Below are 12,920 nucleotides of genomic sequence, written 5' to 3'. Positions count from 1 at the left end.
GTCGTCTGTCCGTCCCTTCCCTGCGCCTGCCCGCGGTCCCACCCGAGACGGGTGGGACCGCGGTGCGGCGTGCCGAGTGCCTGACCGGGCGCCCCGGATGCATACCCGCCGGCGTCAGGGCTCAGCCTGGCAGACGGAGGCGCACGGGCCTGCAGGGTTGCTCGTTCGGAGCGCGCGTGTCATCCGCGGGCGGCTCAGGGGGCCGTGGGCCCGGGCAGGAGTTCCTCCACGGATTCCGCCAACTCGTCCTCCATGTTCCGGATCACCCATTTCGCTGTCCGGGCGAAGTCGGTGAGATCGGTCCCGAGATCCTCGGCGCCCGGTGGGGCCGGCAGACCGAAGGTGTCCCCCGGGTCCTCGCCGATGTGCCGCCAGTACGGTGCGAAGAGGGCCCGGCTCCTCGCCTTCGCGGCGGCCACCTCCTCGGTGAGCCCGGCCTGGAGTGCGTGGTGTTCGCGCCGTTCCATGCCGATGAGGACGCTGCGGTAGAGCGAGTCGGAGTAGCGGTTGGGGTACTGCCCGTACGCCTCCTGACGTACGTGGTAGACGAAGCCGTGCAGGACGGCCCGTGCGTGAGCGTCGAAGGACCGCCGGGGATCGTTCTCGGCCCAGGCGATGTCGGCGAACAGTTCGGCGAGCCAGACCGGCAGTTCGTGGTCCTCCGCCTCCGTGATCCGCTCTTCGAGGCCGTCGAGGAGCGCGCGGGCACGGGGCGGGTCCGCGGTGGCCCAGACCATGCCCTCGCCGAAGGCCGCCCAGTTCCCCATCCACAACTCGTTCTCGTCCGTGCAGGCGGCGCCGCTCGCTCGGAACCAGGCCACCGCACGGGCCCGGTCCGCGTGCGTTTCGTTCCCCGCGTACCAGACCGCCTCGGCCTGCAACTGGCAGAGGACGATGTAGATGCGCCGAAGATCGGGATCGGCGGGGACGTGCCCGCGCCGGAGCCCCAGATACTCCGCGACGGCGTCCAGAGCCGCTCCTGCCCGCTCCCACCGCTCCGTGTCCCGGCCGGGTACCTGGTTGAGGCGCCCGGCGACGTAGCTGGTGCGCAACTGGTCCAGCCACGTCACCCAGCGCAGGTCGCGGTCGTCGGGGAGCGCCTGGTACGCGGCCACGAGCTGGTCGCAGTAGCTGGAGGAGACCTCCATGTCCCACCAGAAGAACGCTTCCAGGAACAGCCGGATCATGGCCCGCTTGCTGCCGTCGAACGCCTCGCGGGGCAGATGGGCGGCGTGGTGCAGCCACTCCTGCGAGTCGCGCTGCCATTCAGCGTCCTCGAAGCGTGCGCCGAGCGCCATGACCGACTGCTCTTCGAGCTCCTCGTCGAAGTTCATCCGGGCCCGGTAGTGGCGCTCCACCGCGGCGTGCAGCTCGGCGTTGGCCGTCGGCCGGGTGCGCCGGAACCGCCGGTCGAGGTTCTCGCGCAGATAGTCGTGCAGCCGCCACCCCTCGTTCTCGTCGTCGTCGAAGGGGGTGACGAAGGTACAGCGGGTCAGCCAGTCGTAGAGCTGGGACGCCTGCCTCTCGGTGACTCCCTCGGTCTCGTGGAGGACGGCGGTGAGGATGGTGGCGGTGCAGCGGCGCAGGACCACGAGCAGGTCGAAGAGCGGGACCGCGCGACCCACGACGCGCGCGGCGAAGTCGTCGACGTAGGTGCGTACCGCCTCGAAGGCGCCGTCGTCGTCCCAGTGCCCGGCACCACCGAGCAACAGCGAGCGGACGTCCTCCGCCGAGGCGTTCGCCGGCAGGGAGTCGCGGACGATGGCGCTGCAGGTCGCCACACCGATCGGGTGCCCCCGGGTGAGCAGGGCGATCTCGTCGGCCGCCGAGGTGGACTCGGCCCGTCGCCATCCGGCTTCGGCCAGACGGTCCTTCACGAACGTGGTGGTCTCGTCGTGGGGCAGCAGCCCCAGTCCGAGCCGGCGCACTCCGGGCTGCGACAGGCGCTCACGTCCGCCGGACACAGGGCGTCCCGCGCGGACGACCACGGCGGTGGACATTCCCCGCAGCACGGCCATCAGCCAATGCTCGACGGGCGTTCCCGCCGCGGCGTGCACATCATCCACGAGCAGGGCCGTCGGCCGGGACCGGGCGGCCTCGTCCAGCACCCGCGTCAGCCGCGCCTGCATCTCGGTGAGCCGGGGCAACACGGGCTCACGGGGGAGCGCTCCCGCGACCGCCTCTCCGATGCTGCCGACGCTCACGCTGCTGGAGTGGCTGATCTCGATGGCGACATTCGTCCCGGCCGACGGTTCCCCCGAGTGCCAGACGTCCCGCGTCGCCAGGATCGCGGCCTCCAACTCCCGACCTTCCGTCTGGTCGAGAAGGGGCGCCGCGCCACCGTCCGGGGCGTACGCCCGGTGCACGTCGGCGGCGAGCGCGTCGATGATCTGGCGGCAGGCGGCGTGCTCCGCCATCTTCCGCCCGTTGGACTCCATGGTCCCGGTCTCCCCGTACTGGGGGGCGCCGGCCGTGACGAACAGGACGAGGCGCCCGTCCTCCTTCAGCCCGGCGGCGATCTCCTCCAACAGCAGGGTCTTTCCGCAGCCGCTGTCGGCGACGACGTCGAAGTGCACACCGCTTCCCACACCACCGGCCCGTGCGGCGCTCAGCACGGTGTCCCGGGCACGGGCGAGCGTGGGCGTATACGGCTTGCGGGGGGTGAGCCGTTGCGGCTCGGCCGACGCGTCGTCCTCCGAGGCGGGCGACACAGCTGCCGCGGGCGGCGCAGCGGGGGCGGTGGCCCGGACCGGATCTCCGCCGATGCTCACGTCCTCGCTGCGGTTCACGTCCACCCGCGAGTTCCCCCGCCAGGAGCCGAACTGGGGCACGTCCACCCGTCGCGAACGCCGCACGCTCACCCGCCGGTTGTCCGGGGCACGTCCGGGACGCGGGTTCCCGGTGCGGCGCAGTACGAAGAGCGCCACGAGGGAAAGCAGGTACGCGCCGAACAGCAGGGACACGACGACGAGGAAGGTCCCGCCGAACACGAGGCCCGCCAGCTCGACGAGGAACATGGTCGCGAATCCGGCGAGCAGCACCGGCTCGACCTTGAGTCCCTCGGCGATGCTGGAGAGAACCTCGGACGCGGCCGAAAGGATCTGGCCCCATACCTCCAGCGGTCCGCCGGGCTCCGGGGCCGAGGGAGTGGGGGGTGGGCTGGTCTCCGACATCTACGCCTCCATGACGAACTACCCGTGTGAACATAGGGTGTTGAGGGGCGGGGTGTGAGGGTTTTCACGTCATTGTTCTCTGCGCGCGGGGTGACGGCGCGTTGTCCGTCTCCACGCGTTCCCCCTCCGGCTTCTCCTCGGGCCCCTCAGGCCCCACGGTCCCGTCGAGCCCCCTTCGGGTCCCACGGCTCCACGTCCCCCTCAGGCCCTGTCGGCCGCCTTGAGGCGGCGGTCGACGCAGGCAGTGATGGCGGGGACGACCGCCGTCATCTGCGGGCGCCAGCCGGGTACCGCGTTGACCTCGCAGACGGTGAAGGTGTCCTCGGACGCGAAGAGGAGGTCCACCCCCGCGATGGCCAGCCCCATCGCCCCGGCCGCCCGTACGGCCAGCGCCTCCGCCTCCGGGTATGCGCCGGGGCAGACGGTGGCCGAGCCGCCCTGGCCGATGTTCGAGGCGAGGCCGCCGTTGCGGGAGGTGCGTACGGCGGCGCCCACGGTCTCCCCGTCGACCACGATCAGACGCAGGTCCCGGCCGTGCGAGTGGGACACGTACTCCTGGAAGAGATGCGGGGTCTCCTGCGCGAGGGCGCCCGCGATGCCGCGCAGCAGGTGGGTGTCGGGGGCGAGGAACACCTGCTTGCCCTTGTGGCCGGTGACCGACTTGACCACGCACGGGGTGTCGAGGCCGGTGGTGCGGACCACGCCTTCGAGCGGCGCCGTCCCGTACGAGAGGGTGTCGGGCACCGGAAGCCCGGCGAGGGCCAACTCCTGCATCTGCCATACCTTGTTGCGGCAGAGGAGATGCGCCGCCAGCGGATTGACGAGGGTGGCCCCCATGCGCTCCAGGTGCCGCAGCAGGGTCACCTCGCGGTCGTAGTGCATGGAGCCGGGGGTCTGGCGTATGAGGACGACCTTCGGGGCGGGTACCTCCGCGCCGCCCAGGGTCCGCAGGAACAACCGCCCCTGGTGGACGCCGAAGACGAACTCGTTGGTGTGCCAGACCGCGAACTTCGGCCCGTGGAGCGCCGCGAGGGCGTCCGCCAGCCTCTGCGTCGCGCCCTGCAGGGGTACGGGGAGTGCCCGTACCAGCAGCCACACGTCCGTGGGGGGCAGTAACTCCGTACGCTCCATTGCCTGTCCGCCTCTCCGGTTCGGTATCGGGACCGGCAGGAATTTAGCGTGGAGTGTGCGAAATCCTGGTGGAAACGGGGATGTTGCACACCAAAGAGCGTCCAGCTCCTGGGACCGTCCAGCTCCTGGGACCGTCCGGCTCCTGGGACCGTCCGGCTCCTGGGACCGTCCCGCTCCGGGGACGGTCCCGCCTCACCGCCCGGGCGGGGCGCGGGTCCGTGAGTCGCGGGGCGCGGGCCCATGAGGGGTGGGCCCGTGCCCTCGCGGTCACAGCAGTTCGCCCCGGCTCCGCGCGTTGCACCGCGCGTTCTCGGCGCGCAGCCGTTCGGCGGGGTCCGCGAACCGGACCTGCTCCGGATCGGCCTGCCACTCGGCCCCTCCGGCCACCGGCCGCAGCTGCCAGAAGGCGCCGGCGACGCTCCGGAACTCGCCGATCACCCCCGGCCGCGACGCGTCCACCACCAGCGCCCCGACCGCGGGTTCGCTTCTCTTGGCGTTCACTCTTCTCGTCCTCTCCGCACCCTGGTGGTGCTCTTCGGGACGCCTGGTGGGCGTCCCGGCACCCCTAGAGTGAGGCAGAAACGGGCCGGTTGGTATGGAAACCGGGACCGACCTGCGCGGGGGTCATCCGGGTGCATGCGTCCGGGCCCTACCGGCGTCGTAGCGGCGCCCGCTCCGGACGGGCGGACCATCGGTCGGGAGCGGGGGGATGAAAACCGGGAGGCAGATTGACCGGTATGCGGCCGGCCCGCGCGAGCATGGTGCGCGGGCCCGGCGGTGAGGGGAGCACGGCCCCGGCGGTGAGGGGGTGCTGCCCCGGTGGTGAGGGCGTGCGGGCGCGCCCGACGCGCCCCTCACCGCCGCCTCAGGAGGCGCTGCCCGGGGCCGGTTCGAAGGCGGTCGCCAGCGAGCCGGGGGCGACCGGGGTCCGCTGGCCGGAGCCGGTGACCGGCAGCCGGGCGCCGTCCTGGGCCGGGTCCACGTACCGCGCGAACCAGGCGTCCAGCCGGGCGGCGAGGTCGATGCGCTCGGCGGCGCGGGCCGGGTCGTCGACGAGGTTGTGCTCCTCGCCGGGGTCGGCGGCCAGGTCGTAGAACTCGTGCGGGCCGTGCGGGTAGCGGTGGACGTACTTGAGGTCCCGGGTGCGGATCATGCGGACCGGGCCGTACTCGTCGTAGACGACGACGCGTTCGCGGTCGGTGGCCTCGGCGGCCTCGGTGGTCTCGGCGGCCTCGGTGGGGCGGTCCCGGGCCGGGTCCGTTCCCGCCAGGATGTCCGCGAAGGAGCGGCCCGGGAGGGCGGGGTCGTGGCGGTGGCCGAGGCCGAGGTGCTCCACCAGCGTCGGCAGCACGTCGTACTGGGAGAGCAGCGCCTCGCTGTGCCGGCCGGCCGGGATGCGGCCGGGCTGCGCGATCAGGAAGGGCACCAGGACCGAGCTGTCGTACATGTTCTGCGGGAAGGTGCCGTTGCCCTTGCCCCAGATGCCGTGGTGCCCGGCGTTGAAGCCGTTGTCGCTGGTGAAGATGATCAGCGTGGATTCGGTGAGTCCGAGCGCGTCGAGCCGGTCGAGCACCCGGCCGATGGCGGCGTCCATCGCGGTGGTGGCCGCGAAGTAGCCGATGAGGGCCTCCCGGGTGTCGCTCTCGCCGCCGACGGGGGCGCCGTCCGCGTCCACGGGCTGCCAGGGGTGCGCGGGGCCCTGCGGGCAGCTGTCGAAGGCGCAGTCCTCGTACAACTCCGTGTACTCGGGCGGGTGCTGGCCCTTCCACGGCTTGTGCGGGGCGGTGAAGTGCAGGGAGAGGTGGAAGGGCTCGGGGCGGCCGGACTCGGCGGTGAGGAAGTCCTGCGCGTCGTCGGCGAGCGCGTCGGTGAGGTAGGCGGGCTCCTCGGTCGGTACGCCGTCGCGGTAGAGCGGGGCGCCGTAGTACGGGCCGCCGCCGCTCTCGTGCACGTACCAGTGCACGAAGCCTTTGCGGGGGCGGTCGTTGGCGCCCAGATGCCACTTGCCGCTGAGGCCGAGGCGGTAACCCGCGTCGGCGAGAATGTCGGTGAACAGGGTCCTTCCGGACAGGAAGTCGATGCCCGTCCGTCCGGCGTGATGGTACGAGAGCCAGTCGTGCACCCCGTGCTGGGACGGCAGTTCGCCGGTGAAGAGCGAGGCGCGGGCGGGCGAGCAGACCGGCGAGGTGCAGAAGAAGCGGCTGAAACGGACCCCGCGGTCCGCAAGTGCGTCGAGGTGCGGGGTGCGGATCTCGTCGTTGCCCGCACAGCCCATGGCCCACGGTCCCTGGTCGTCCGAGAGGATCAGCAGGACGTTGGGGCGGTACGGGTCGCGGCTGGCCATGGGGGTCCTCCTCGGTCGTGCCGGACGGGAGCCCGGCGCCGGAGTGGTGCGGGAGCCCGGACCGGCGCCGGAGTGCGGGAGCCCGGCGCCGAGTACGGGCCGGGCTCCGGAGCGCGGGGCCGGACAAGGCGGGACAGGCGTCGACGGTGGCGCCACCGGCTCCCGGCCGTCACGGGGCGAGTGCGCCGGGCTGTGCAGAGCGTGGGGTCTGGTGGCCGGACAAGTCAACTGTTTCAGGCGAATGAATTGCCGATGTCTTGGGCTCTGGTTCGACTGCCCGTTCCGTGTCGGACACCTGCTACGACCTGCTGTTGAGCCGGACTTGTGCCGGATCGGTTGCCGACAGTCCCAAATTCATAGGCAATTCATGCGCTCAAAGAGCGATTGACCGCTCTATGAATGGCTGGAAATCATTGGGCCACTTCGCACGCCCCGCCTCAGACCCCCGTCTCCGAGGAGAGCCATGCCTTCCGACCGATCCGCGCGCCTTTCGCGCCGCACCGTTCTCGCCGTCGCCCTGGCGGCGACCCTCGGCCTCACGGCATCCGCTTGTTCGTCCGGTGCCTCCTCGGCCGGCGGGGGCGGCGACTCGTTCACCTACTGGTCGATGTGGAAGCAGAACGAACCGCAGGCCAAGGTGTTGCAGGCCGCGATCGACACGTTCACCAAGGACACCGGCATCAAGGTCCGCGTGCAGTGGAAGGGCCGGCAGGTCGTCCAGCAGCTGGCGCCCACCCTGAACACCGCCAACGTCCCCGCCGACCTGGTCGACTCCGCGGACCGCTTCGCCTACGCGCAGCTCCAGGCCACCGGCCAGGCGCTCGACCTCACCTCCGTGCTCGACCAGGAGATACCCGGCGAGACCGGCAACACCGTCGGCAGCGTCGTACCGGCCTCCTACCGCGACCTGAACACGGACAAGGGCACCCTCTGGCAGATCCCCTACGAGGTGCTCACCACCCAGGTCTGGTACGACGGCAAGGCCCTGCCCGACGTGGCCGCCAAGCCGCCGGCCACCTGGGAAGAGTTCACCGCGCTGCTCGCGGACCGGAAGAAGGAGCGCGGCGACGGCCCGCTCGCGCTGGACGCCGACATCGCGGACTACTCCGCCTACTGGACGTACTACGCGGTCCTGCGCGCACTTGGACCCGGCGCCTTCGGCAAGGCGGCCACCGACCCGACCGGAAAGGCCTTCGAGGCACCGGAGTTCGTCGCCGCCCTGAAGCGGGTCCAGGACCTGGTCAAGGCCGGTGACTTCACCGGGGGCTACGACGGCTCCAAGTGGCCCGCCGTGCAGCAGAAGTGGGCCAAGGGCAAGTCGGACTTCCTGCTGCTGGGCACCTTCGCGCCCAGCGAGACCGCCGAGTTCGCCTCACCCGGCTTCAGCTACCGCTCGTTCCCCGTGCCGGCGGTGAACACGGACGGCGGGAAGCAGGCCCAGGACATCTCGCTCATCGGCTTCTCCATCCCCAAGAAGGCGAAGAACACCACCGCCGCGAGCAAGTTCATCGCCTACTTCCTCGCCAAGCAGCAGCTCTCCGGCATCTCCACCGAGGCCAAGAACATCACCCCCCGCGCGGACATCCCCGCCCCGGCCGAACTCGCCGACGCACAGAAGGCCCTGACCGCCGGTACGCCCGTCAAGACGCTCGACGCGGTGAAGGAAAACGCGGCCGAGTGGTACACCAAGGTCTTCCAGCCGCTCAACACCAGCTTCATCACCGGCAAGTTGAGCGCCGAGTCCTTCGCGGGGAAGCTCAAGTCGGGCACCGCGGACTACTGGAAGAACGCCTCGTGACGGCCACCGAGGTGACGGCCACCGAGGTGACGGCCACCGAGGTGACGGCCGGCGAGGTGACGACCGACCACGCGCGCACCACCGACGGGAAGGCCGCCGACGTGAACACCACCGCCGACGCGAAGGCCGACGGCGGGAGGGCGGGCGCGGCGGCGGGCGGAGTGCGCACCGGCAGGAAGCCGGGCGCCGCACGCCCCACCGCCACCCGCTCCAGCCCGCTCGCCGCACGCCGCCGCAAGCTGTTCTGGCCCTTCCTCGCGCCGGCCGTCCTCGTCTACGTCGTCTTCTTCGCCGGCCCGTCGCTCTACACGGTGTGGCTCAGCTTCAACAAGTGGGCCGGGGCCGGCCCCATGACCTTCGTCGGCGTCGACAACTACCGTCGGCTGTTCGGCGATCCGACCTTCCAGCAGTCCTTCACCAACACCCTGTGGATCATCCTCGGCGTCGGCGGGCTGACCTTCCTGGTCTCCTTCGGGCTGACGATGGTGCTCCGGGACATGAAGGGCCGCAAGGCCGCCCGCTCCATCCTCTTCTTCCCCAACATCGTCCCCAGCGTGGTGCTCTCGATCCTCTGGGGGTTCCTCTTCCAGCACGACGGCCTCACCGACGCGGTGGTGGGCGCCCTGGGCATGGAGCACCCGCCGAACTGGCTCGGGCAGGACAACCTCTTCCGGGTCATCATGGTCGGCCTGGTCTGGACGTCGACCGGCTTCTACACCACCATCCTGATGGCCGCCGTGGACCAGATCCCGCCGGAGCTGTACGAGGACTGCGAGCTGGCCGGAGCCAACGCCTTCCAGAAGTTCCGCCATGTGACCCTGCCCCTGATGTGGGAGGTCGTCGGCGTCTGCGCGGTCCTCTGGACCATCAGCGCCGTCAAGGTCTTCGAGTTCATCTACGCCTTCGCCGGGGCGGCCGGACAGATGCCCGACGCCGGGGTGTGGAACACCGCGCTCTACACCTACGGGGAGGCGTTCGCCTCCGGTGGCGTACCCCGCTACGGCTCCGCCGCGGCGAGCGCCGTCGTGATGGTGACCCTGGTCGGTGTCCTCGTCGTCCTGATCCGCCGCGTCATGCGGCGCGACACCGTGCAGTTCTGACCGCGCGAGACCGTACGGTTCCAGCCACGCGGACCGTGCCCGGCCGGGTCCCGCCCGAGGACCCGCCCGAGGAACCGCCCGAGGACGTCCGTACTCCCGGCGCCGTCCCCCCGTACTCCCGAGACACCCCGCACCCCCAGACCACAGGAGGCCCCGCCGCCATGGCCGTCACCACGTCCGGTCGTCCCCCCGGCCGCCTCACCCGCATGAGGAGCCGGCTCACCACCACCCAGGTTCTCGGCGTCCCCCTGGTCTGGATCGTCGCAGGCTTCAACGTCCTCACCGGGCTGTGGCTGCTGCTCTCCTCGCTGAAGAGTGCCGACGAGATCTTCAGCTCCCCGTGGCACCTGCCGGGCTCCCTGCACTGGGACAACTACGCGCGGGCCTGGAGCGAGGGGAACTTCGGCCCGGCGGCCCTGAACACCGTCGTCGTGGTGGCGGGCACCGCCGTGATCACCCTGGTGTTCGCCGCGCCCGCCGCGTACGTCCTCAGCCGGGTCACCACCCGGTTCAACGGCGGTTTCGTGCTCTTCTTCGCCCTCGGCCTCGGCATCCCCTCCCAGGTCGTGATGCTGCCGCTCTTCGTCGTCATGAACAAACTGCTCCTCGTCGACAGCCTGTTCGGCCTGATCGTGGTCTACGTGGCGACCTCGCTGCCCTTCGCCGTCTTCTTCCTCACCGGGTTCTTCTCGACCCTGCCGGTGGAGCTGGAGGAGGCCGCCGCGCTGGACGGGGCGTCCGCCTTCCGCACCTTCTGGCAGGTCATGCTGCCGCTCGCGCGCGGCGGCCTGGTCACCGTGCTGATCCTCAACGTCATCCAGCACTGGGGCGAGACCGTGTTCTCCCTCGTCTTCATCCAGAACACCGACCACCAGACGCTCTCCCTGGCACTCCTCGGCTTCCTCCAGCAGATGCAGTACAACGGCGCAGACTGGGGCGGCCTGTTCGCGGGCGTGGCCGTGGTCGTCCTGCCCGTCCTCGCCTGCTACGTATGGCTGGGCCGCCGGATCATCGAAGGCATGACCGTCGGCTCCGTCAAGTGACCTGCGAGGGAGACGACATGCCCGACGAGATGCCCGGCGAGGTGCCCGGTGGCGCGCCCCACGACGCGCCCGGCGAGAGGCCCGGCGGGGCGCCCGGTGGCGTGTCCGGTGGCGTGTCCGGCGCGGAGGGGCCCAAGGACCTCAAGTTCCGGAGGCTCGCCCAGGAGTTGCGGCAGCAGGTGCGGGACGGCGTCTGGCCGGTCGGCGGACGGCTGCCCACCGAGAAGCAACTCGCCCTCGGCAACGGGTCGTCGGTCTCCACCGTGCGGCGCGCGGTGGACGAACTCATCGCCGAGGGACTCGTCGTGCGGCGGCAGGGCTCGGGCACCTTCGTCCTGGCGCCCGACGTCCCCCGGGCCGCCCGCGCCCTGATCGGCGTACTCGTCCCCGACACCACCTTCTACTACCCGCAGGTCCTCCAGGGCATCGAGGAGGGACTCTCCGCCGCGGGTGCCCGCCTGCTCCTCACCTGCTCCGGGTACGACCAGGAGCGCGAGGCCCGGGACGTGGCGGACCTCCTCGACGGCGGCGCGGACGGGCTGCTGCTCGTCCCCACCTTCAACGGGCCCGAGCACCGCGAGAGTTACCTGGCGCGGATCGCCGCCCTGCCCGTACCCGCCGTACTGATCGAGCGGCGCGGCACCTCGCTCGGCGACACCAGCGAGTACGTCTGCACCCACCACGAAGCGGGCGCCTACGACGCCGTACGGCACCTCGCCGGGCTCGGCCACCGCTCCATCGGCCTCGTGCTGCGCGCCCCCGCCCCGACCGCCCCGCCCCTGATCGACGGGTACCGGCAGGCGGCGGTCGAACTCGGCTGCTCGACAGTGGAGTTCGAAGCACCCCGGCAGGAATGGAGCCCGGCCACCGCCGACCGCGCCCTCGCCGTGCTCCGTACGGCCGGAGCCACCGCAGCCGTCTGCTTCGGCGACCGGCAGGCCGCCCTCCTGGAGGGCGCCGCCCGCCGGGCCGGGCTCACCGTCCCCGGCGACCTTGCCCTCGTCGCGTACGACGACGAGATCGCCGACCTCGCCGACATCCCGCTCACCGCCGTGGCGCCCCCCAAGCACCTGCTGGGCCGCACCGCCGCCGAGACACTGCTGCGGCGGCTGCGCGAGCCCGGATCGGCACGCCACCGCATCCTGCTGCGCCCCAGCATCACCGTCCGCCAGTCCTGCGGCGCGCGGCCCACCGGTCCCGAAGCCACCCCCACCCGCACCTCCACCCCCACCCCCTCACCCAAGCAACGGGAGATCACCTCGTGACGGACATTCGGCTCGGTCTGATCGGCGCCGGCGCGGTCGGCGTCCTGCACGCGCAGGCCGCCGCGACCACCCCCGGGGTGCGCGTCACCGCCGTCTGCGACCTGGTGGAAGCGACCGCGCGCGGGGTCGCCGACCCCCTGGGCGCCGCCGTGTTCACCGACCACCGCGCGCTGATCGCCTCGGGCACCGTCGACGCCGTCGTGGTCAACACCCCGCACGCGCTGCACACCGCGATCGTGACGGACAGCGCCGACGCCGGGCTGCACGTCCTGGTCGAGAAGCCCATGGCCACCGACTCCGCCGAGTGCACCGTCATGGAGCGCGCCTGCGCGGACGCCGGGGTGGTGCTCTTCGTGGGGCACATCCAGCACTTCCTGCCCCCGATGGCGGCGGCCCGCGCGGCCCTCGACGCGGACGCCATCGGCGAACTCCTCGCCGTCAGCGACTGGCGCTCCACCGACTACCGGCCGGGCAGCCGCCCCGCCTGGTTCTTCGACCCGGCCGTCTCCGGCGGCGGCGTGTTCTTCAACATCGGTACGCACTGCGTGGACCGGCTCGTCTGGCTGGCCGGCCGCCGGGTCCGCGCGGTCAGCGCCAACGCCGTGCACCGGGCCGGTGCGCTGCCCGGCATCGAGACCGACATGATGGCCCGGCTGGAACTGGAAGGCGGCCTCGTCGGACACATCGGGGTCACCAGCACCGGACTGCCCGCCCGCGACGAACTGCTGCTGATCGGCGAGCGCGGCGCGATCCGGGTGGCACGCGGCTCCGGCGCGACCCTGCACACCGAACACGTGCCCGGCAGCGTCCCCACGGTGCTCGCCGCCGAATCCCCCGAGGACGTTCCCCGGGCGTTCGCCGCGCAGCTCGCCGCGTTCGGTGCGGCGGTACGCGGCGAACAGCCCCCGGCCGTCTCGGCGGACCACGGGCGGCACGTCGTCGAGGTCGTCGAGGCCGTCTACCGCTCCAGCGCCACCGGCGAGCGCACCGAGACCCCCGTCCCGGCCGGTGTTCCGGCCGCCTGACCCCCGCCGCCCGACCCGCCGCTGCTCTCCCCGGCTGCTCC

The 12,920-nt window shown here is 71.8% G+C and carries 9 protein-coding genes; 5 read left to right on the top strand and 4 right to left on the bottom strand.

Going from position 1 to position 12,920, the window contains the following annotated elements:
- Positions 1-194: 194 nt before the first annotated feature.
- The 4 genes from ACWCWD_RS17360 to ACWCWD_RS17345 form a co-directional block, all read right to left on the bottom strand.
- Positions 195-3,173, bottom strand: a complete 2,979-nt coding sequence (locus tag ACWCWD_RS17360; protein ID WP_450773669.1) for a hypothetical protein — start codon at positions 3,171-3,173, stop codon at positions 195-197.
- 201 nt (positions 3,174-3,374) lie between these two features.
- Entirely contained in the window at positions 3,375-4,304 is a 930-nt protein-coding gene (locus ACWCWD_RS17355) for a RimK family alpha-L-glutamate ligase (RefSeq protein WP_450773668.1), read from the bottom strand.
- A 267-nt stretch (positions 4,305-4,571) separates the two neighbouring features.
- Positions 4,572-4,805, bottom strand: coding sequence for a hypothetical protein (locus ACWCWD_RS17350; RefSeq protein WP_450773667.1), 234 nt, complete (start codon positions 4,803-4,805; stop codon positions 4,572-4,574).
- A 364-nt stretch (positions 4,806-5,169) separates the two neighbouring features.
- Positions 5,170-6,648: a sulfatase-like hydrolase/transferase gene (locus ACWCWD_RS17345; RefSeq protein WP_450773666.1), complete on the bottom strand. Its 1,479-nt coding sequence runs from the start codon at positions 6,646-6,648 to the stop codon at positions 5,170-5,172.
- A 463-nt stretch (positions 6,649-7,111) separates the two neighbouring features.
- Here ACWCWD_RS17345 and ACWCWD_RS17340 point away from each other — a divergent pair, with 463 nt between their 5' ends.
- The 5 genes from ACWCWD_RS17340 (at position 7,112) to ACWCWD_RS17320 (ending at position 12,879) form a co-directional block, all read left to right on the top strand.
- The gene (locus ACWCWD_RS17340) at positions 7,112-8,446 is read left to right on the top strand and encodes an ABC transporter substrate-binding protein (RefSeq protein WP_450773665.1); all 1,335 of its coding nucleotides are present in this window, start codon (positions 7,112-7,114) and stop codon (positions 8,444-8,446) included.
- Complete coding sequence (locus ACWCWD_RS17335; protein WP_450773664.1) at positions 8,443-9,546, top strand: carbohydrate ABC transporter permease; 1,104 nt, start codon at positions 8,443-8,445, stop codon at positions 9,544-9,546. The genes ACWCWD_RS17340 and ACWCWD_RS17335 overlap by 4 nt, the downstream gene beginning before the upstream one ends.
- Positions 9,547-9,707: 161 nt before the next feature.
- A complete protein-coding gene (locus ACWCWD_RS17330) occupies positions 9,708-10,589 on the top strand; it encodes a carbohydrate ABC transporter permease (RefSeq protein ID WP_450773663.1) in 882 nt (293 codons plus the stop codon).
- Positions 10,590-10,606: 17 nt separating this feature from the next.
- Positions 10,607-11,854 (top strand): substrate-binding domain-containing protein, encoded by a 1,248-nt coding sequence (locus tag ACWCWD_RS17325; RefSeq protein ID WP_450773662.1) that lies wholly within the window; start codon positions 10,607-10,609, stop codon positions 11,852-11,854.
- A complete protein-coding gene (locus ACWCWD_RS17320; RefSeq protein ID WP_450773661.1) occupies positions 11,851-12,879 on the top strand; it encodes a Gfo/Idh/MocA family protein in 1,029 nt (342 codons plus the stop codon). Before ACWCWD_RS17325 ends, ACWCWD_RS17320 begins: the two co-directional genes overlap by 4 nt.
- The last annotated feature ends 41 nt before the right edge of the window (positions 12,880-12,920 follow it).

It is taken from the genome of Streptomyces sp. NPDC001493, assembly GCF_053597235.1.
This window is presented reverse-complemented; position numbering and strand designations above follow the sequence as displayed.